General features: G+C 56.9%; 15 protein-coding genes, 1 tRNA gene and 2 rRNA genes (1 of these 18 only partly in view). 8 read left to right on the top strand and 10 right to left on the bottom strand.

Going from position 1 to position 21621, the window contains the following annotated elements:
* Positions 1 to 246 precede the first annotated feature (246 nt).
* Positions 247 to 1749 carry a Hint domain-containing protein gene (locus tag P5689_RS10550; RefSeq protein ID WP_285533104.1) on the bottom strand — a complete coding sequence of 501 codons (1503 nt, stop codon included), beginning with the start codon at positions 1747 to 1749 and terminating at the stop codon, positions 247 to 249.
* A 683-nt stretch (positions 1750 to 2432) separates the two neighbouring features.
* On the opposite strand from P5689_RS10550, the gene chvE reads away from it, so the two are divergent.
* The 5 genes from chvE (at position 2433) to P5689_RS10525 (ending at position 8066) form a co-directional block, all read left to right on the top strand.
* The gene (chvE, locus tag P5689_RS10545; RefSeq protein WP_023979184.1) at positions 2433 to 3512 is read left to right on the top strand and encodes a multiple monosaccharide ABC transporter substrate-binding protein; all 1080 of its coding nucleotides are present in this window, start codon (positions 2433 to 2435) and stop codon (positions 3510 to 3512) included.
* 4 nt (positions 3513 to 3516) lie between these two features.
* Entirely contained in the window at positions 3517 to 5115 is a 1599-nt protein-coding gene (gene mmsA / locus P5689_RS10540; RefSeq protein WP_023979185.1) for a multiple monosaccharide ABC transporter ATP-binding protein, read from the top strand.
* A gap of 5 nt (positions 5116 to 5120) precedes the next feature.
* Positions 5121 to 6377, top strand: coding sequence for a multiple monosaccharide ABC transporter permease (gene mmsB, locus P5689_RS10535; protein ID WP_083510674.1), 1257 nt, complete (start codon positions 5121 to 5123; stop codon positions 6375 to 6377).
* Between the two features lie 199 nt (positions 6378 to 6576).
* Complete coding sequence (locus P5689_RS10530; RefSeq protein ID WP_023979187.1) at positions 6577 to 6876, top strand: hypothetical protein; 300 nt, start codon at positions 6577 to 6579, stop codon at positions 6874 to 6876.
* Between the two features lie 5 nt (positions 6877 to 6881).
* Positions 6882 to 8066 carry a glutathionylspermidine synthase family protein gene (locus tag P5689_RS10525; protein WP_285533103.1) on the top strand — a complete coding sequence of 395 codons (1185 nt, stop codon included), beginning with the start codon at positions 6882 to 6884 and terminating at the stop codon, positions 8064 to 8066.
* 231 nt (positions 8067 to 8297) lie between these two features.
* Here the strand turns inward: P5689_RS10525 and P5689_RS10520 are convergent, their stop codons facing one another.
* From P5689_RS10520 to P5689_RS10495, 6 genes are all read right to left on the bottom strand, one after another.
* Entirely contained in the window at positions 8298 to 9185 is an 888-nt protein-coding gene (locus P5689_RS10520) for a peptidylprolyl isomerase (RefSeq protein ID WP_285533102.1), read from the bottom strand.
* Between the two features lie 268 nt (positions 9186 to 9453).
* Positions 9454 to 9795: a TfoX/Sxy family protein gene (locus tag P5689_RS10515; RefSeq protein ID WP_285533101.1), complete on the bottom strand. Its 342-nt coding sequence runs from the start codon at positions 9793 to 9795 to the stop codon at positions 9454 to 9456.
* Positions 9796 to 9888: 93 nt separating this feature from the next.
* The gene (locus P5689_RS10510; protein WP_285533100.1) at positions 9889 to 13044 is read right to left on the bottom strand and encodes an error-prone DNA polymerase; all 3156 of its coding nucleotides are present in this window, start codon (positions 13042 to 13044) and stop codon (positions 9889 to 9891) included.
* Positions 13041 to 13304, bottom strand: a complete 264-nt coding sequence (locus P5689_RS10505; RefSeq protein ID WP_166929562.1) for a hypothetical protein — start codon at positions 13302 to 13304, stop codon at positions 13041 to 13043. The genes P5689_RS10510 and P5689_RS10505 overlap by 4 nt, the downstream gene beginning before the upstream one ends.
* Entirely contained in the window at positions 13304 to 14863 is a 1560-nt protein-coding gene (locus P5689_RS10500; protein ID WP_285533099.1) for a DNA polymerase Y family protein, read from the bottom strand. The genes P5689_RS10505 and P5689_RS10500 overlap by 1 nt, the downstream gene beginning before the upstream one ends.
* Positions 14754 to 15587, bottom strand: a complete 834-nt coding sequence (locus P5689_RS10495; protein ID WP_285533098.1) for a hypothetical protein — start codon at positions 15585 to 15587, stop codon at positions 14754 to 14756. Before P5689_RS10495 ends, P5689_RS10500 begins: the two co-directional genes overlap by 110 nt.
* Before the next feature lie 426 nt (positions 15588 to 16013).
* Between P5689_RS10495 and P5689_RS10490 the strand changes: the two genes are divergently transcribed.
* The 3 genes from P5689_RS10490 to P5689_RS10480 all read left to right on the top strand — a co-directional run bounded on the left by P5689_RS10490 (position 16014) and on the right by P5689_RS10480 (position 19260).
* Entirely contained in the window at positions 16014 to 17261 is a 1248-nt protein-coding gene (locus P5689_RS10490; protein ID WP_152530221.1) for a hypothetical protein, read from the top strand.
* 299 nt (positions 17262 to 17560) lie between these two features.
* Positions 17561 to 18256 carry a YetF domain-containing protein gene (locus P5689_RS10485; protein WP_285533097.1) on the top strand — a complete coding sequence of 232 codons (696 nt, stop codon included), beginning with the start codon at positions 17561 to 17563 and terminating at the stop codon, positions 18254 to 18256.
* 173 nt (positions 18257 to 18429) lie between these two features.
* On the top strand, positions 18430 to 19260 hold the full coding sequence (locus P5689_RS10480; RefSeq protein ID WP_285533096.1) for a glycosyltransferase family 32 protein: 831 nt from the start codon (positions 18430 to 18432) through the stop codon (positions 19258 to 19260).
* Positions 19261 to 19365: 105 nt separating this feature from the next.
* Here the strand turns inward: P5689_RS10480 and P5689_RS10475 are convergent.
* The 3 genes from P5689_RS10475 to P5689_RS10465 form a co-directional block, all read right to left on the bottom strand.
* Positions 19366 to 19442, bottom strand: a tRNA-Met gene (locus P5689_RS10475).
* Positions 19443 to 19477: 35 nt separating this feature from the next.
* Positions 19478 to 19592, bottom strand: a 5S ribosomal RNA gene (rrf, locus tag P5689_RS10470).
* 112 nt (positions 19593 to 19704) lie between these two features.
* Positions 19705 to 21621 (bottom strand): 23S ribosomal RNA (locus P5689_RS10465); it runs 821 nt beyond the window's last position.

Here is a 21621-nt window from a genome sequence, read left to right as displayed (position 1 = left end):
CTGTCGGCCATTTTCAATGGTGTCCCGCGGGGCCCAGTCTGGCCATCCCGCCTGTCTCGATCGCCCTGTCGGCTTTCTGCCCCATGGCGAAACAGGGAACGATCAGCCTCCCTGAAGCAACAGATGGACTGCCTTTTACACCGAGATCACGCGGCACGAGAACATGATACCTGATGTCGCCCATGTCGTGCAGGACAGGCAGGCAAAAGGCAGGAGATTCTGCCTTCTGCCCCATCCGGATTCACGTCAGGCTGCGACCTGTTCGCTGGCGACCGTCCCTGTCGAATAATCCTGGAAATACAGTGCCGTCTCCAGCACTTCGATCGTCATAAGAGCCTGTGTTCCCAGCGCCTCACCGAGGGGCAGCAAAGCCCGGCCATTCGTCCAGCGCGACTGTGCGACTGCACCCTCATCATGCCAGCCTGCAACAGCATGACCGTCGAGATGGGCTGTGACAGAGCGCGTTACGTCAGACCCGAACAGGGTGACCTCGCCCACGCGCACCCCAAGGTCGCGTCTGTCATCCAGGTAGGGGCCATGTGTGTCACAAGGGCGCGCATGACGTGAAACGATCTGCACGGCATTCTGCCCCGCGGGCAGGGAGAACACCGCCCAGCGCTGATTGAGGCGGATCGGGTTCAGGCGACGTCCATCCGCCAGAACCAGATGAAGGCCGGCATCATGCTCAAGCACTCTCATATGGGTCTGCGCCTGCAAACCCATAGCCGTAGCCTGCTCATTCAGGCGGGTATGAATGGTACGGGCCAACCCGTGATCCGTGCAGAGAGGTGCCGCAAACGCCGCCTCGGCCGAAGCGTTCAGCCCTGCCCCCTCGGCATTCCCCCCGGCACTGCGACGCACAAACTGGCGCACGTCATCACGCAAGGTTTCGGTCAGGATACCATTCGCCCTGACAATGGCATGACCTTCGGTCTTGAAATGAAAATAGGGATAGCGCGTCAGATCGGTCAGATAGAAAATAGACCGGTGATTGACCAGCATTCTGGCCGGAAGCAGCACGCCATCGATCAGGAAACAATGTTCGGGTGTCACAGACAGGGTCTTATGCGGCAGGCCCCCGCCAAACGCATTTTCGAGAATGCATATTGGCCTGTGATCAATGTCATCATGCCCGGTATGCCCGACCTGGCCCGTATCGCGCCCTGCCCATGTGATTTCACGCAAACCCATCCGTGCACCCTGCGCGTCATAGGTCATCACGCTCTGGCCTGGGGCAAGTTCTTCAACACGGACTTCACCGCACTCGGTCTCGATCAGCGCGCCTTCAAGGAAGCAATAGGCCGGGCCCGCACTATACATTTCCGTGCCGGGAGGCAGAAAGCCATTGGGTCCATAGGAGTTGCTGAAGGGCCGTCCGGGCAGGACGAGCTCGATGTAGGAAGGCTCGCCTGACATGTTCTTGGTACTGAAATACATGCTCGTCGTATTCGCCTGACGGTCATAGCTCGTCGAGACCCAGATGGAGTCACTGGCGTTGTTGATCACGCGAAAATAGAAATCGACCCCCGTGCTACCAGACGGCAGATTGACGTAGATAATCCAGTACTGTCCGGGCGCAGTAAGAGCGTTGATGTCCACATCGACTGTTCCCCCTCTCGCCCCGATATCCAGCTCATACTGGTAAAAAGACTGGCTGCGCGGCAGGTCGGAGGCCCTGATTGAGAAGATACCCCCGTCAATTGCATAGTGAGAACTGCCGTCAAACCGGCTGTCGGTAGGTGTCTGCATGAATTGGATATCTCTCGCTCTTGCCGTCGATTGGATGACCAGGAATGGACTCCTTATTTTCATAAAGTAACAATATAAACAGAAATAATATATACTATATTCTGAATTATTTATAATATATATTGTTTATTATGATAAACACGCTCGTTTGTTTATATTTTCACAACTATAAATCCAATACTCATTATATTAATTGAGCAATATTTCTACTATAACCCTGAACCAACATCTCTTTTGATCGTGAAATACCACGAGAGCACGGTCGGTGAGCACGGGACACGTAAATAACTGTCATGCCCTGCGCCGATCTTGCCAGGCTCATGCCCCGCCTCATCGAAACAGCCCTGTGCCGAGAAAACAGCAGCATTGTCACGTTACCGTGAAACGTTAATTATGTTATTTATAACGTCAAAATGATATGTTTAACTTGTTGCATGTTACGACCTTTCGTTTCGTGAGGCGTGACATGACCATCTTTGCAGAAAGCTTTTTGCATACAGGGATCGCCCTCCCTGCCGGATTTTCTCTCAAGCGTCGGTCTGTCTCTCGATCTGCCTTCGGGCCGTTCAGGAGCTTTCCGACGCACCCTTTCATCAAGCTTCGACCTCTCTCCCGCCGTTGTCTCTGTCGCAGCCCGCATCATGCCCAGCGCGGCTTGTGACCGGAATTTTGGACGTCACGTCATGAGCAGAATCAGTACCGGTCTTGCCTCTCTTGCCCTCGTTACCACCGCGCTTTTTGGCCCGGCCGGTCTGGGGAGCGCCAACGCCGACGACAAGCCCACTGTCGGCATCGCCATGCCTACCAAGTCGTCCGCGCGCTGGATTGCGGATGGCAACAACATCGTCAAAACCCTGCAATCGCGCGGCTATCATACCGATCTGCAATATGCCGATGATGACGTGCCCAACCAGGTCTCGCAGATCGAGAACATGGTCGCCAAGGGTGACAAGGTTCTGGTGATCGCTGCCATCGACGGCACCACATTATCCGACACACTGCACAAGGCCGCACAGCGTGGTGTGAAGGTCATTGCCTATGACCGCCTGATCCGTAATTCACCCGATGTGAGCAACTACGCCACTTTTGATAATTTTCAGGTAGGCGTGCTTCAGGCGAGTTCGCTGGTAAAGGCCCTCGGGCTGCCCGACGCCAAGGGACCGTTCAATATCGAACTCTTCGGCGGCTCACCGGACGATAACAACGCCTATTTCTTCTTCAATGGCGCCATGTCGGTGCTCAAGCCCTATCTGGATAGCGGCAAACTGGTCATTCCGTCCGGCCAGAAAACCATGGACAAGGTTTCAACCCTGCGCTGGGATGGCGCTACAGCGCAATCGCGCATGGATAACCTGCTGAGCGCCTATTACACCGACCGTCATCTCGACGCCGTGCTCTCGCCCTATGACGGCATTTCCATCGGCATTATCTCCTCGCTCAAGGGCGTAGGCTATGGCAGTGGCGACACCAAGATCGCCTATGTCAGCGGGCAGGATTGCGAAATTCCCTCCGTCAAATCCATCCTCGCGGGTGACCAGTATTCCTCAATTTTCAAGGATACGCGCAAGCTCGCCGGCGTAACGGCCGATATGGTCGATGCCATGCTGGCCGGCAAGACTGTGCCTGTGAACGACACCAAGAGCTATAACAACGGTGTCAAGATCGTGCCCGCCTATCTGCTGACGCCCGTCGTGGTCACCAAAGCCAATATTCGCCCGACCCTGATTGACAGCGGCTATTACACCGCAAGCCAGATCGAGTAGCGCCATGAGCCCCATTCTTGAAATGCGGAACATCGCCAAGCGTTTCGGTCCCGTAAAGGCCCTGAGCGATGTCAGTTTTTCGGTCGAGCCTGGCGAGATTCATGCACTCTGCGGCGAAAATGGCGCAGGCAAATCGACCCTGATGAAAATCCTGAGCGGGGTATACCCCGCCGGGAGCTATGACGGGCAGATCATGTTCGATGGTGAAGAGCGCCGCTTTGCCGATATCAACGGCTCCGAGGCGCTTGGCATTATCATCATCCATCAGGAACTGGCGCTTATCCCGCTGCTTTCGGTGCAGGAAAACATCTTCATTACCCATCCGCCGGGGCGCTTTGGCGTGATCGACCGCGACGTAGCGCGTGTGCGGGCGCGTGATCTGATGCGTCAGGTCGGGCTGACGGATGCACCCGAAACACTCGTCACGCATCTGGGCGTGGCCAAGCAGCAACTCGTCGAGATTGCCAAGGCGCTCTCGAAAAAGGTGCGCCTGCTCATTCTGGATGAGCCAACAGCCAGCCTGAACGAACGTGACAGTGCTGCCCTGCTCGATCTGCTCCTTGCCTTCAAGGCAGAGGGGCTGTCGTCCATTCTCATTTCGCACAAGCTGAATGAGATCTCACGTGTGGCTGATCGTATCACCGTGCTGCGCGACGGGCGCAGTGTCGGCACAATCGACTGCCGCAACGGCCCTGCAGATGAAGACGAGATCATCCGTCTCATGGTCAATCGCGATCTGGAGCATCGCTACCCACCGCATACGCCGCGTATTGGCGAAATGCTGATGGAGGTTCACGACTGGTCGGCCTGGCACCCCCTCCACCCCGACCGTCAGGTGATACGCCATGTCGATTTCCACGTTCGCGCAGGCGAGATTGTGGGCATTGCAGGCCTCATGGGTGCGGGGCGCACGGAATTTGCCATGAGCCTGTTCGGACGCTCCTTCGGCACGCGCATATCGGGCGATGTCACCATGCGCGGCAAGGCGGTCGATGTTTCTACTGTCAGCCGCGCCATTGCGGCCGGGCTCGCCTATGTCACCGAGGATCGCAAGGAACTGGGGCTGCATCTGAGCAACGAGATACGCCACAACATCTCCCTGGCCGAACTGCGCGGCATCGCTCATCACGGCGTCATTGATGACATTGCCGAACTGCGTATCGCACAGGATTATCGCAACAAGATGCGCATACGCTCGCCCGATGTGCAGCAGATGGCGGGCAAGCTTTCGGGCGGCAATCAGCAGAAAGTGGTGCTGTCCAAATGGCTGTTCACCAATCCTGATGTGCTCATTCTGGATGAACCCACGCGTGGCATCGATGTCGGGGCCAAATACGAAATTTATGCCCTGATCCAGCAGATGGCCGATAGCGGCCGGGGCTGCGTGGTCATTTCATCCGAAATGCCTGAATTGCTCGGCATATGCGACCGTATCTGCGTGATGAATGAAGGGCGTTTCGTGGGTGAGTTCACCCGCGAGGAAGCCAGTCAGGAAAAGATCATGCGCGCCATTGTGCGCAGCACATCTGAATCCATGCCGATTGCCACCATTCCAGGCGAGACAGCCAATCTCGCTGTTTCCTCTCTCGCTGCGGGAACGTAACAACCATGAGCGAACATATTCTCCTCCCCGGCAATCCGCTCTCTCCTGCTGGCGATACCGGCCCCACCGGTGGTGCACCGGGCGGCCACAAGCTGGGCAATAGCGCGATGGGGCGGTTCATCCGCAATAATCTGCGCGAATACGGCATGTTCATCTCGCTGGTCGCGATCGGACTGTTTTTCGAGATCGTGACCAACGGGACACTGCTTCGTCCGCTGAACCTGACCAATCTGGTGCTCCAGAACAGTTACATCGTCATCATGGCGCTGGGCATGTTGCTGGTGATCATCTCGGGCCATATCGATTTGTCGGTCGGCTCGGTGGCCGGCTTCACAGGGGCCGTGGCAGCGGTGTTGATGGTGCAATGGCACTGCAACGTCGTCGTGACGACACTGACCTGCCTTGCCACTGGCGCGCTGATTGGCGCGGCACAGGGCTACTGGATTGCGTATTTCAAGATCCCATCCTTCATCGTGACGCTGGCAGGGATGCTGGTGTTCAAGGGACTGGCTCTGGCCCTGCTGGGCGGCCAGTCCCTCGGGCCTTTCTCGACCGTTTTCCAGAAGCTTTCTTCCGGCTTCATTCCCGAGTTTCTGCCCAAAATCGGGCATTACAATCCGACCTCGCTCATTCTGGGCGTGATCGTGGCGGCGGCCATGGTGTTTGGCTCGGTCCGGGCGCGGGCGCGATATCAGCGCAACGACATTGATGTCGAGCCCATGCCACTTTTCATCGGCAAGAACATCGCCGTTTTCGGGATCATTGTCTATCTCGCCACCCTGATTTCCAGCTATCGTGGCCTGCCCAATGTTCTGATCATCATGGCCATGCTGATTGCGCTCTACAGCTTCATGACCAGCCGCACCACGCTGGGGCGGCAGATCTACGCGGTGGGTGGCAATGTACGCGCCGCAGCGCTTTCGGGCATACGCACCGAGCGCCTCACCTTCCTCACCTTCGTGAATATGGGCGTACTGGCTGCCCTTGGCGGCCTGATTTTTGCTGCAAGGCTGAACACCGCCACACCCAAGGCCGGACTTGGCTTCGAGCTTGACGTGATTGCCGCCTGCTTCATCGGCGGGGCCTCGGCTTATGGTGGTGTCGGGCGCGTTGGAGGCGCCGTGATCGGTGCCATGATCATGGGTCTCATGAATAACGGCATGTCGATCCTGGGTATCGGCATCGATTATCAGCAGGTGCTCAAGGGACTGGTGCTTCTGGGTGCCGTCTGCGTCGATGTCTATAACCAGCGCAGGGCATGACAAGCCCTGTATTGACGCACCCGCTCCGCCCCCTGCCACTGCCTGGATGACCGGCCCCGCAATAAGGCAGGGGGGGTGCACGAAAACACAGATCTGCCGCTTTTTAACGTGCCTGATCCACTGTTCTTCCCCTGCCAGCCCCAACTGCGTTACAATGCCTCCCTATCCTTGCTTGTGAAGGCCGATCATGAAACGCAGAATGACGAAGCGCTTCGGAGTCGGACTGTTACTGGCTGCTCTGGGCGCGGCGGTCATCCTCCCCCGTCTTGGCACAACAGGTTTTTCCTCCCCTGCTAGCAAGCCCTGTCCTCCGGGCCGGCGCGCCATGACTGGCCAGCAGCGTTGCGACGATGACGATACCGCAACGGGTAGCCACGGTAGCACCGTTACCGCCAGCGGCAGGTCAGGGCATTGGTGGCGCGCCTCCGAGGATACGGAATCCGCTGGTCATGCCGGTTTTGGCGAGAGTGCCAGTGCTCATGCATCGGGCGGCGAATAACCCGGATGCCGCACATTGGCCGGGTTGAAACACGCCCGCGTCCAGACTGGACGCAGCAGGCTGCCAAACTTGGCTATACTTATTATCGCAATGACGACGGCACCTATGCCTGGCGTGAGGATGTGCGATATGAGATCACCCGTTCTGCGCTGCGCCTTGTGTCAGAGGCTGCAGAGACCCTGCATGCGCTGTGTCTTGATCTGATTACCGATGTCATGCGCCGCCCCTCGGGGCTGGATGATTTTCACATTCCGCGCAGTGCCCAGGATGTGGTGAGACAGTCGTGGCACCGGGGCGATCCGTTTCTGCTCGGGCGCTTCGATCTTGCCTGGAACGGCTCCCGACTCAAACTGATTGAATATAACGCCGACACCCCCGCCACGCTGCCTGAAAGCACAGCCATGCAGGACCTGTGGCACAGGCAATGCGGCGGCCCCCATGGTCACGCCCCGCTGAAGGCCAGCGCCATCGTCAGCAGGCTGAAATCCCTGCGCAGGGCGGGTCATATCGGCCGGAGGCTTCATATCGTGCCCTATCCCGATAATCTTGAAGACACGGTCCATGCGCGTTTCTATGAGCATTGGGCGCGGAAGGCAGGGCTGGAGGCGATCCATTGTGATCTCAAAGACCTCGACATCACGACTGCAGGCGAACTCCTGCACCGGGGTGTAATCATCCGCAGCATGATCCGTATGTATCCCTGGGAGTTGATGTTCAGGGATAGCGGGGTGCGCCATCTTGGTGGCTGCGGATGCCAGTTCCTGAACCCGCCCTGGACGGCCCTTCTTTCAAACAAGGCACTTCTTCCAGCCCTGTGGCGGCGTTTTCCGGATCATCCTCTCCTGCTCGAGGCCGCCTTCAGCCCGGAAGAGCTGAGCATCGGTCCGAAGGGGTGCTTTGTCGAGAAACCCATCCATGCGCGTGGCGGAGAAAATATCCGCATCCTGAATGCCCATGGCGCGCTTTGTGCCGAGAGCGGTACTTATGGCCACTACCCGAAAATCTATCAGACCTATGCCGATCACCGCATCAGCGGCGTTCATGCCTCGATCGGCGCCTGGATTGTCGGGAAACGTTTCTCGGGGCTGACCATACGTGAGAGCCATGATGCGATCATCAGGCACAATTCATTTATCGTACCGCATGTTATCCTCAGGCGAGGCGGCCTGGTTGGTTTCCTCGGCGGATAGTCGCCGCCACGGTCCGTATCCGTATATCAGCCTGAAAAAGCCGTTCCCGCGCAGCTCATCGGGAGAATCTGCCTCTGTGGGCCAATACGACACGTACGGACACCGCCAATTCTCTTAAGCTTGAGCCACTGCGTGCAACGACCTTGCTGGCCTCTCGGGGGTGGTGGTCACCTGTTACAGCGCCATCGCGGAAAGAGCATATGGGCAAGCCCGCCCGCGTTTTCGCTGTCGCTAGTCGTGTTTCGTCTTTTTCTCACGTGACGGGACGGGCACGTTACAGAGCGAGACTCCTCCTGCAGGGTGCACGAAAAAAGGATCGCGCCGTGCTGCACGGGCTGCCAGATAATCGTGAAAACTCTGGCTGTCGGTGCGCATGACCTGCATGGCAGGACGCAGGGCCGCAGGAAGATCTGCAGCAAGCGTCATGCTCGCAATCAGCACATCCTGCCTTGGATCTGTGTGAAAACCGAGCTTCCCGGGGCCTCGTGGCAAGGCGCTCAGATGCTCTATGCCTTCCAGCACGCGCCCGACAACAGCCAGATTGCGATCAAGCTGACGCGGTGCCTCGCCATTCACTACATAGAGTTCACGCCCGTCCCCCGTATCGGGCGGCATGTCCCGCCCAACACCGACCACACCATAGCATTGCGCTGGCCAGATCTGCGCGCCCTCGCGCCCAACGAGCCAGCCCGATGCTATGCCGGACTCTGCTGCATAGGGGTCAGGGTAAGGGAGTGGTGTGTAGTCCAGCCCCTCAAGAAGCCGGTCATATTCGGCAGGCGGATGAGCCATAAACCCTTCGGGTAAGGGGGACGCCTCGTCATGCACACGCCATTGTACGACATAATTATCCTGCACTCGGGTAATCGCGCCGCCATCCCACTGATGGGACCGGGCAAGACGCACGACATTGGCCACATGCACAGGGGCAAATTCAGGCGCGAGTTCGATCACCACGCGGTCCCCATCGGCCAGCTTCATGATGAGCAAACGCTCTGGTGCGACATCACGCCACGCTGTGGCGGGCGCGGCATCGACAATCTCAGCAGGACTCGGCGCAGAGGAGGGCGCAGTAGCCGCCATCGTCGAAGAGGAGAAAAGAAGAGCAATCAGAGGCAAGAAACAGCGCATCAGACAAGAGTGCCCATCCGTTACGATCTTGCACAGTCTTTTCTGCAATGCTGACACACACTCTGCAAGGACCAGATGTAAGGCTGCGTCAGAGAGTTCATAATCATGGCGAGCATAGGTAAGCCCTACAACCTCCCAGCGTGATCGACCGTCAGCCAAGAGGCTCGCCCCCCCTGCGGAAAAGCAGCAACTTTTACCTCGAGCCGGACACGGCATCACCCGCTCTCACGGCAACAGCACGAACGCCCTGCCTCTCTTAACGGCGTGGCTTTGCTGCAGGAAGCGCCGCAACACAGCGCGCTACCCAGATTTTCAGCTCATCCGGACGCGTATGCAGAGACTCCGGCACAACGACATAGGTCTTGCTGGGCGTACTTTCCGGTTCATAACGCAATGCACAGGCACCGGGGAGTGCCAGAAGAGCCTCACGATCCTTGCCGCTCATCTTCAGGGCCAGGCCGACATTGGAGAGGGAAGCAAAGACCTTGCCGCCGGCATATCCCATGATACCGCCGAACATGGGCTTAAAGGACAAATCAAATTCCGCCAGCTCCGGTATTGTCAGTATTTTCTGCAAAACAGCAGGATCATAATTCATTATCTTATCCTGTCCCTAAATCTATGCTTGAAGATAACAGAAATACCAAAATATTGCTTAGTTTTTTCCAAAAGGAAGAAACAAGTCTGTATCTCAATGAAAATCCCGCGCCTTCAATCTTGGTGCCACCGACCCCTCTTCTTCCTCGGACACGGCAATAGAACGCATCATATTCGTAATATCCTCCAGACGCTGCATCACCACGTGAATGACCTCTCCTTCACGCTGGAGCGTTCCATGGCAGGCCACAGCGTTGACACCAATCACAATACGACGCTGGGCTTCGGCGCGGTCTTTCCAGATGATGATATTGGCTGTGCCGGTTTCATCCTCCAGCGTCATGAACATCACGCCATGGGCCGTGCCCGGGCGCTGACGCATCAGAACGAGCCCCGGTACCACCACGCGGCTGCCATCGCGTAACCGGCGCAGATCGGCACAGGTCACCATGCCTCGCTCAGCCAGTTGCGGACGCAGAAACGCCAGCGGGTGCTGGCGCAAGGTCAGGCCGAGCGTGTTGTAATCTTCCACGACCTCGCGGCCCTCACTCATGGGGCGGGGGGCGTAATCGGGCTCGATCACTTCGGGGCCGGGGCGATTGAGCTTGCGATCGGCCGCGGCAAAAAGCGGCAGAACCGTATCCGCCAGCCCCTTGATGGCCCAGAGTGCTGCACGCCGATCAAGATCGAGGCTGCGAAAGACATCTGCAGCCGCCAGCGCCTCAAGCGCCGAGACAGGAATGGTAGCACGACGCCAGACATCATCGAGCGACTCATAGGCCGGAAAGCGATGGGCGATCAGTTTGGCCGCGTGATCGTTCGACAGGCCCTTCACAAAGCGGAAACCAAGACGCACGGCCAGTGTCCGCTTGCCCCGGTCAGGCTCAAGCACACAATCCCAACGCGAGGCATTGATATCGATAGCGTGCACGGTCACGCCATGCTCGCGCGCGTCACGCACCACCTGAGCCGGGGCATAAAATCCCATAGGCTGTGAATTGAGCAGGGCCGCGCAAAACACATCGGGATGGTGGCATTTCAGATAATTCGAGACATAAGCCACAAGAGCAAAACTCGCCGCATGGCTTTCGGGAAAGCCATAGGACCCAAAGCCTTCAAGCTGGCGGAAGGTGCGTTCGGCAAATGCGCGATCATAATGATTGGCAACCATGCCCTCGATCAGCTTCGTTCTGAAATGCGAGACCCCACCAGTGAACTTGAACGTCGCCATGGAGCGGCGCAGCTGATCGGCCTCACCGGGCGTGAAGCCAGCGCATTTGATGGCCACCTGCATGGCCTGCTCCTGAAACAGGGGGACACCCAGGGTCTTGCCAAGAATCTGTCTGAGTTCCGGCTGCGGGTAATCCGGCAGTTCGATTCCCTCACGCCGTCGCAGATAGGGATGGACCATATCACCCTGGATGGGACCCGGGCGCACAATGGCCACCTGAATGACCAGATCATAGAACGTCCTGGGCTTGAGGCGCGGCAGCATGGACATCTGGGCGCGGCTCTCGATCTGGAATGTGCCCAGCGTGTCGGCACGGCGGATCATGGCATAGGTCGCGTCATCTTCAGGCGGTACCGAGCCCATATCGAGCTGGCGGATGCGATGCTCAGCCAGAAGCTCGAACCCCCGGCGCAGACATCCCAGCATGCCCAGGCCCAATACATCGACCTTCATGAATTTGAGAATGTCGATATCGTCCTTGTCCCAGACGATGATCTGCCGATCCTCCATTGCCGCAGGCTGAATGGGTACGAGTTCATCCAACCGGTCGCGAGTCAGCACAAAGCCCCCCGGATGGGTGCCAAGCTGGCGTGGTATGCCCACCAGCTCGGCAGCCACACGCAGGGTCAGCGCCAGGCGTCGATCTGACAAATTGAGGTTCAGCTCCGCCGCACGCGCCTTGAGCTGTTCCGGATCCCCCAGCGACGAGGCAAGATATTTCGAGAGCAGACCCAGCAGATCCTCGCTCAACCCCAGCACCTTGCCCGTCTCGCGCAAGGCCCCCTTGGGGCGATAGCGCATGAGGGTGGCACACAGCGCCGCATGGCTACGGCCGTAGCGGCGATAGATCCACTGAATGATTTCCTCGCGCCGGTCGCTTTCGAAATCCACATCGATATCGGGGGGCTCGCGACGCTCTGCGGAAATGAACCGCTCGAACAGCAGGCCGGAACGCACGGGGTCGATCGCCGTGATACCCAGCACATAGCAGATGGCGGAATTGGCGGCAGAGCCGCGCCCCTGACAGACAATATCGAGCGCACGCGCCTGATGCACGATGCTGTGAACGGTCAGAAAATAGGGCGCGTAATCAAGCGAGCCGATCAAGGCGAGTTCATGGGCGATCTGCTGTCTGACCGCGTCCGTCACCCCGGCAGGATAACGCCTTGGCAGGGCCTCCTGCACCAGACGGGTAAGGGTCTGCTGCGGCGTTTCATCCGGCCGGTCAGTCTCCTGCGGATACTGGTAGCAAAGATCATCCATCGAAAAGCGGCAATGCGCTTCGATCTCGGCCACGCGAGCCAGTGCTTCGGGAAAAGCCTCATAAAGCTGCGCCACAGCACCGGGCGTCTTGAGGGCCCTGTCACCATGATTTTCACGCCGCTCCCCCAGCGTATCGAGCGTGCAGTTCTCACGAATGGCAGTCACGACATCCTGCAAAACATGGCAGCGTGCCTCGTGATAGAGCACATCGCCCGTCACCACGGCGGCTACGCCACAGGAGGCGGCCAGTGCCTCCAGCGCCCGCAGGCGCAGCAGGTCACCCGGCGCATTGCGATGCGAAAGCCCGCAATAAACTGGCTGGCTATTGGCTGCACCGATCCGGGCCAGATGCTGAAACTGCTGCTGAGCCTGAGCATCGGGCTGATCGGGCAGCAGAACCAGAACAAGCCCCCGTGCCCCCTGAAGCAGATCTCCCCAGTCGAGCGAAAAGACTTCGCGCGCACCCCGGCGGTGCCCAAGCGTCAACAGGCGGCAAAGCGCGCCCCACCCCGCACGATCAACAGGATAGGCCAGAAGGGTCGAGCCATCGAGCAGATCAAACCGACAGCCGGGCAATAGCCTTACACCGCTCTGACGCGCGGCATCATGGGCACGCACCATGCCGGCCACCGAATGGCGGTCGGTCAGCGCGAGCGCCCTGTGCCCCTGGGCCTGGGCGACAGAAAACAGGTCATGCGGCGCACTTACGCCATGCAGAAAGGAATAATAGGACGTGACATGAAGCGGCGTGGTCATGCCCCCTCGCCTCTTGCCCTGTCATTGGGATGATGATGCCCGCTCGTATCATGCGCCACGGCATCGGCACGTTTCATGAGCACGAAACCGCAGCGTGCCAGATGCGCCACCAGCCGCTCAGCCACGAGGGTCGCCATCAGTTCATCAGCATCATGAACACGCCGACGCCCGTCAAAACGCAGGGCATGGGTCAGAGCCTCCGCAATCTCGCGGGGCTCGGCAGGACGCATGACCGGAGGAGAGGCAAAATCCTGTGTCATCAGAACAGCCCGTGGACGAACCACGCCCCGTCACCCGACCAGGGATGCTGACCGTCACCCCGACGAAACAGCCAGAAGCGATCGCCTTGCTCGGTTTCCACAATCCAGTAATCGCGTATGGCCCCTGCCTGTGCGGGATGCTGCCACCAGGCACCGTGTAGCCGCTCCGGCCCATCAGCCCCGCAAACACGCAGTTTCTGCCCTTGCCAGACAAAGCCCTGAGGCGCGTCGTGGTCCGTCAATTCTGGCGCGGCGATAGCGCGTGGCGGTGCAAAAAGCCGGGTTGGTCGCGGCCAATGTGAGCGCCGCGAAGCGCCTTCCAACGATGAAACAGGCGCAAGGCCCTGTGTCTGGGCCATCTCGGGGAAGGGTGAGTCGGTTTCCGCCAGATGATAGATCGCCCGCAAACCCGGCTTGTTGCGCAGTCGTTCTGCCAGAACCACCAGCGACTCTCCTGTCGGGGGACGACCTGCCTGAAGAAGCCCGCCCGCTCCTGTGGAGGACTCCGGTAACATGGCTCCCTCTGTCACCGGAGGGCGGGGCTGGGCGTGACCGACATGCAGGCTCATGACTTCGATGCCAAACCCTGGATCGATTGTCTCGATACGCTCCTGAAGCAGGCGGGACAGGCGCATGGCCTCGTTAACAGGCTCGGCCGTTCCCACACGCACTGCCTGAACCACGTCATCCACGCGATGGCAAAGCAGATCGACCCGACGCGCGCCAAGGCCTCTCTTCTGCAAAAGGGTCGCGATATCCTGACACAGGACGTCCATAACCTGCGCGATGCTTTCGGCCGTGCCGATTGGTTCCATCAGATGGCGCTTCACGCTCAGGGCTGTTGCAGGCTGCTCGAAATCCAGAGCTTCTTTCTGGTGTCCAAGCGCCTGATCAAGACGACACAGCACCGCCTTGCCGAAGCGGCGCGTCAGCGCAGCACGTGGCACGGCACGCAGATCCGCCACACGACCAATTCCCAGGAGACCAAGCCGCGACTGTTCCTCGTCATCAAGCCGCAAGGCAGCGACGGGCAGGGAGTCGAGTGCTGCAGCCACGCTGCCAGAGGGGATACAAAGCAGATCTTTTGCACCAAAGCGTGCCAGAGCATGAGCCGCTCCAGCCGTATCCGCCAAGGCCGCACGAACGGCATGCCCCTGCGCCATGAGCCTGTCCCTTACGGTTTCCAGCATGGCGACCTCACCTCCGAAAAGATGGGCGCATCCCGTGCTGTCGATCCACAGACCATCTGGCGGATCGACCGCGACAAGGGGGGAGAAGCACCGGCACCATGATGCCAGCCTGTGCAAGGCGCGCGCATCGGCTGCGGGCGTAATGGGATGCGCGGCCAGATCCGGCACAAGACTGCGTGCCATGGCCAGAAACTGGCCTTTCTCCACCCCGCAATCCCGGGCCGGTTGATTGACCGCCATGATCTTCCGGCTCTGGCCCTCACGACCATAAAGGGCCAGAGGTCTGGCGGGGTCGGCTTCGGGATGCCCCTTGTGCCAGAGTGTCGTGTGCCAGTGGGGCAGCCACAGGGAAAGAAACCGACGCATCATGGTCTGTACCGACCCTCCAGAACAGGGCATCACCCCCACGACGTCGCAAAAGGGAAAGGGACAGCCCCCCCGAAGCAGAGGGAAAAGAGCGCAGCCCCACCCTGACCGCATCAGCACGCGCAGGGCCAATACGCCAGCGCGTCCAGCAGGAATTGGGCGAGAGAGGCTGTGTGTGGCGATGCACGACAAACCCGGTGACCATCGTCTTTTCTGCCGCCAGATGGAGGCGACGCGAGGCTGTAAGGGATAATGGTTCAGGCAGATCAGCCACAACGGCTGTTACCCCTCTGGTGCGCAGCACATCTTCCATCGTACCGACCAGGCGGGCGGCTTCGACCTCAACACAAAGCAGCCGCGCGCCATCCAGCCCGGCATCACGCAGTCCCGCCAGGACCGGCACGGAGGTAAAGCCGGAACTGCCGCCCCTTCCCTGCGCTGCTCCGCGAGGCTCGATGGGATGTTTCTCGGAGAGGGCAGGCACAAGCCAGATGACAGGCCCCGCACTTCGCGCCAGAATCTGCGCTATGAAACGCGTCGGGCGGGCGCAAAGCCCCTGATCATGCCCCTCCCCCAGAAACTCATGCACAGCCCCTCGACGCAGCCCACCCTTGAGCGCCTCGTCAACGGCAGCCATGCCCGTCTGTAGGTAAAGCGCTGCAAAACCGCGCTGATAACGCTGCTCAATCTGCACGATGCTGTCGCGCAACATAGCCATACTCGCCATGAAAGACCTCCTTTCACGGCAGCAATATCATAAGAACAAAACATGAACAACAAATCAGTGAGCGCGCTGTCATTGTGCAACAAAAAGAAAGACACATTACTCGGGTTGAGAACTCCAATAATGATTGGGTTCGCCTGCCATCCACAGATATTTTGAAAAAAATCGATGCGCGTATAGATTTATTGTTTAAAATTCATCATCCCACCGCTAGAATGAAGACAAAGCTAAATTAATCACATAATATTGTTAATAAATATTACGAGTTTTTACCCATCATACCGCTACAAGATTTTGCGCAATCATACGCATGATAGATATATGATTTGAAACCTTATTTTCCACATTATAATCGACGAATGACTTTCAATTACTAGAAGATATGAGATATCAAACGGAAAAATATTCTCCACTCAATAAGGTCATGCAATGTCGTCGCAAGTTGGGAAGAAGGTAATTTTCTCTTGTCCGTCCCTCTATGTCATCTCGCAGTTATTCGATGGCGATGACGTTGTGGTCACCTTCAACAATAGGGGTGATCTGTGCGGTGGAGACCGTTTTTGGGGAGACGTATTTTTCGAAAAATCTGGTATTTCAGCGATCGGGATTTGTGCAACCTCAGCTAATTGGTTCCCCCCCGAGGACATGGATCGGGCCATCCAAGCTATACGAAATCTCATCGGAGACCGTCGCGTCATCACCTATGGAAGCAGTATGGGCGGTTATGGAGCTCTCAAGTTTTCTAAAAAGCTTCGGGCCCATGCAACTCTCGCTTTTTCACCACAATGGTCAATTAAAGCAGATGAGTGCGGCACGTATACTCATCAGTACACAGAACATTACGATCCAATACTCAAAGGTGGGGAGGCAATAATTGCTGATGATCTATACGGACGCTGCATAATTTTTCTAGATCCTTATGAAATACCAGACATTCATCACGCAGCCAAAATTATGAACGCTGCAGAAAAGGCTCCACATACAATTTGTGAGCGTGTTCTTGCTCCCTTCACGTGGCACGGAACGGTTTTTCAGCTTATTTCTGCTGGCAGCCGCTATTCACGACGCTTGCTTGAATTGGCACGCCAAAGAGAGCACGTCGATATAGCTCAATTCCGACGTCTGCTTCGTGAAAGTCGTCCTGACAGTGTACATTACGCAGAAACGCGATTTTTCTGCCTGTCGTACCGCATGGCACAACGACAAGATGCGAGCGCACGCAGCTTGCGGAACGCCTCACTAGTTTTTCCCAATCAAGAGGGCCGTTTGATCCGTGCGCTGATGGATTGCAAAGAAGGGAACATACAGAAAGGCCTTCAAATTATTGCTGAGGAAGTCGACAGGGATTGGCTTCGTGGCACTAGTGACTGGGCCATGACACGCATCCTCGACATAGCTCGTATGCACAAGCTCCATGATGCTGAGCGGCTTTTCCGGCGATGCTTTCGTGACAGGGTGCCGGAAAATATGCATGAACTCTTCATGTGTTCCAATGCGCTCGCCGATATAGGCTTCGGTGATGAAGCCGCATGGGACATGGCAGCCTATCTAAGTGATCACCCTTCCATGTTGGAAAATGTGATAGGGGATCTCGAAGCTTTCGCAATCAAAATTAATCGCCCTCAGCTTTCAAAATTACTACATAAAATTCTGCATTCACACGGATGTAGAGAATAAGTTCATTTCTGAGAAAAGATGTTGCTGACTATGCGACTGCGTTCGCGATTGCCGCAACCTTTGTGGGTGGCGCAGACATGCGCCAGACACAGAAGACTATGGTAGAAGCGTAAAAACCCTATCTTAAGGTATTGGTTATATCTTAAGATAGGACTATCGTATTTCCCTAGGAAAAACTCTTTTCGTCAAACTCAATTACGGTCGGACCGTTGATGCATACAATTGAGCGCTGTTGAAGCAACAGTGTGGCAATCAGAAAACCTCGCAACCGAGATATTTTCCTAGAGGACAGTTCTTACGTGATCACCGTCTACCTCTGGGTTATCCTCAAGCTCGTGATCGGGTTTTCCCTTATCATCACCTATCTGAATGTCACCGGGCGCAATCAGATTGCCATGATGTCGGCGGTCGATCTGGTCGGCAACTTCATACTGGGCGGCGTTGTCGGAGGTATTCTCTACAACGACAAGCTACCCATCCTCCATTATATCGCCCTGCTCATCCTGTGCATCCTGCTCATGGCGCTTTTCAACTACCTCTCACGCAAAATCCCTGACCTGAGAAAGCGCACGATAGGCGAGCCGATCACCCTGATCCGTAATGGTGTCTTCCTCATCGAGAACTTCAATGAGAACGCGAGCCGTATCGACCTCAAGGATGTCGCAACGGCTCTGCGGATGCAGAACATCTTCAGCTTCGATGATATCGATTTTGCCCAGATCGAGACGACAGGCCATGTCAGCGTCATCATGAAGGAGGAAAGCAAGAAGCCCGCACAGTTCCTGGTTCATCGCGGTGAAATTCTGGAGAAGGAACTGGAAGCGCTCAAGCACTCGAAAGAATGGCTTATGGCAATACTTTCCCGCCGCGGACTGGGTGATCTCGAAAAGATCTTCCTGGCAGAGTGGGTTGGCGATCATCTACTGGTGGTGACAACGGATGGCGTCGTTCACACGGATCTTCAAACCGCCGATAGTCTGACCAGCACTATCTGATTGGCCTCTCACAAGACCACACCATGCAAGTCCACCGACCAAGGCGCGGAAAAGAGATTTGAACTCGGCCTTATATGCAAGCAGAACGATGAAAGTAATCGGGTGTTCGTAACCCCGATCATGGTTTCGAGAAGCAAGACAGGGTTGGACCATATGCCTTGCACAGGGGGCTGATGACAGCTCAGGACATGAAAGCGGGTAATGCAATTTCTGCGCCTGCCGCCTTGCGTCGCGTTAGCAAAGGGGATCGTATGGCCTGTTTCGACCTTCTGGCAGAGGGGGTCAACAGTCACTGGTTCAAGGTCGTTCCACCAGGGCAGGATAACGGGTTACCTTCATCCATCCCGTACCGGATTATCCAGTATTGGCATGCTGCAAACCCACCCGAGGATGTGCGGCGCAGCATCGCAACAACCATTGCCATGAACCCTGAGTGCCAGCACGAACTGGTTTGCGATGCCTCAGCACGTGCCTTCATGTATCAGGAACATGGCAATGAGGGCCTCAGACTTTTCGATTGCTGCTTTCATCCAGCCATGCGTGCCGATTTCTGGCGTATTGCTGCTTTGTACAAACATGGGGGCATCTACATGGATGTCGACACAGGTTCGCATGCACCGGTTACACGCATTGCGGCAGGGGCAGATTTTTCCTGCCTGCTGACCTATTCGTTTGGATCACCCTGGTGTGTCGATAACGACTTCATCATGACCCAACCGAACCATCCCGTGATCGGCGCCATTCTGGAAGGGATCTTCGCAAACCTTACACGCTACTGCCATGTCGGCGATTTCGAGAATATCTGGGTTGAAACGGGGCCCGGCGTCACGACGATCGCTTCGATGCGTTGGCTGTCGCGGATTGTAAATGATCAGTCTGTCTCTGATGATCATGGTGGGCTTGCGTTCAGGCATCACAACGCAATTGCAGAAGCTTTTGATGTGATTGATATGAACTACAAGAAGACACGGCTTGGCAACTGGCGCAAGGCTGTCCCGAGCTGAGTGATAGGCTTTTGTGCCCTGCCTGAGGTTCACACGCGCGCGTATAGACGCCTGTTCTCTGTGAGAGAGCTGCGCTATGTCGGTGTATTTGTATGGGGGGTATTTTGGTTGCGGGGGCAGGATTTGAACCTGCGGCCTTCAGGTTATGAGCCTGACGAGCTACCGGGCTGCTCCACCCCGCGGGGGTGGTGGTGTGTTTTGTGGGGTGGATCAGGGGACCTGGCGGCGACCGACTTTTCCGCATCTTGAGATGCAGTATCATAGGCGCTGGGGCGTTTCACGGCCGAGTTCGGGATGGGATCGGGTGGAAGTCTCCCGCCATAGCCACCAGGTCTTCTGATCCACCCGACAACTGTGTGTCGGTGTGGAGGTTGGTGTTTTGTGTATGATGAGTGTGATTGCGTGGATGATTGCTATGCATGTGTATGCTCTCTTGTGAGAGCGTTGTGTGAGCGATATGGGCGATTAGGACCGGTTAGCTTCACGTGTTACCACGCTTCCACACCCGGCCTATTGACGTGATGGTCTTTCACGGCCCTGTGAGACCTAGTTTTGAGGTGGGTTTCCCGCTTAGATGCTTTCAGCGGTTATCCCGTCCATACTTAGCTACCCGGCTGTGCCGCTGGCGCGACAACCGGTACACCAGAGGTATGTTCATCCCGGTCCTCTCGTACTAGGGACAAATCCTCTCAAGTCTCATACACCCACGGCAGATAGGGACCGAACTGTCTCACGACGTTCTAAACCCAGCTCACGTACCACTTTAATCGGCGAACAGCCGAACCCTTGGGACCTGCTCCAGCCCCAGGATGTGATGAGCCGACATCGAGGTGCCAAACCTCCCCGTCGATGTGGACTCTTGGGGGAGATCAGCCTGTTATCCCTAGAGTACCTTTTATCCGTTGAGCGATGGCCCGTCCACGTGGGACCACCGGATCACTATGGCCGACTTTCGTCTCTGTTCGAGCTGTCACTCTCACAGTCAGGCGGGCTTATGCCATTGCACTCGACAGTCGGTTTCCGACCGACCTGAGCCCACCATCGCGCGCCTCCGTTACACTTTGGGAGGCGACCGCCCCAGTCAAACTGCCCACCATGCAGGTCCCGGACCAGGCTAGACTGGTCTCGGTTAGACATCAGAAAAATTCAGGGTGGTATTTCAAGGACGGCTCCACCGGTACTGGCGTCCCGGGTTCGTAGCCTCCCACCTATCCTACACAGGATGTCTCTGATGCCACTGCAAAGCTGCAGTAAAGGTTCATAGGGTCTTTCCGTCTGACCGCGGGTACCCCGCATCTTCACGGGGAATTCAATTTCGCTGAGTCGATGCTGGAGACAGTGGGAAGTCGTTACGCCATTCGTGCAGGTCGGAACTTACCCGACAAGGAATTTCGCTACCTTAGGACCGTTATAGTTACGGCCGCCGTTTACCGGGGCTTCAATTCAATGCTTGCACATCTCCTCTTAACCTTCCGGCACCGGGCAGGCGTCAGGCCGTATACGTCGTCTCTCGACTTCGCACAGCCCTGTGTTTTTACTAAACAGTCGCTACCCCCTGGTCTGTGCCACCCGCCTGTGGTTGCCCACGGACGGGTCTCGCTTATCCCGAAGTTACACGAGCAATTTGCCTAGTTCCTTCAGCATCGTTCTCTCAAGCGCCTTGGTATTCTCTACCAGTCCACCTGTGTCGGTTTCGGGTACGGTCTATACGCCAGAGCTATTTCCTGGAATGCTCCAAAAGCCTGGTCAATCCAATAAGACCAGACAACATATCGCATTCGTCACTTCTGGCAGGCCCAGTAATATTCAACTGGTTCCCATCGACTACGGCTTTCGCCCTCGCCTTAGGGGCCGGCTCACCCTGCGTGGATTAACCTTGCGCAGGAACCCTTGGACTTTCGGCGACAGTGTTTCTCGCACTGTTTGTCGCTACTCATGTCAGCATTCGCACTTCCGATATCTCCAGAGAGGGTCACCCCGTCTCCTTCGCAGACCTACGGAACGCTCCGCTACCGCGCATATCAAAGATATGCACCCACAGCTTCGGCACGTGGCTTGAGCCCCGTTACATTTTCGGCGCAGGGTTTCTATTAGACCAGTGAGCTATTACGCTTTCTTTAAAGGATGGCTGCTTCTAAGCCAACCTCCTGGTTGTTTTGGAATCCCCACATCCTTTCCCACTTAGCCACGATTTGGGGGCCTTAGCTGGTGGTCTGGGCTGTTTCCCTCTCGACAATGGACCTTAGCACCCACTGTCTGTCTGCCACGCTCATACTCCTCGGTATTCGGAGTTTGGTTAGGTTTGGTAAGACTTTGGGTCCCCTAGCCCATCCAGTGCTCTGCCCCCAGGGCAATACGTGA

It is taken from the genome of Asaia sp. HumB, from assembly GCF_030263835.1.
Classification (GTDB): Bacteria; Pseudomonadota; Alphaproteobacteria; order Acetobacterales; family Acetobacteraceae; genus Asaia; species Asaia bogorensis.
The sequence above is the reverse complement of the archived record's forward strand: the minus strand, read 5'-3'. Positions and strand labels throughout refer to the sequence as shown.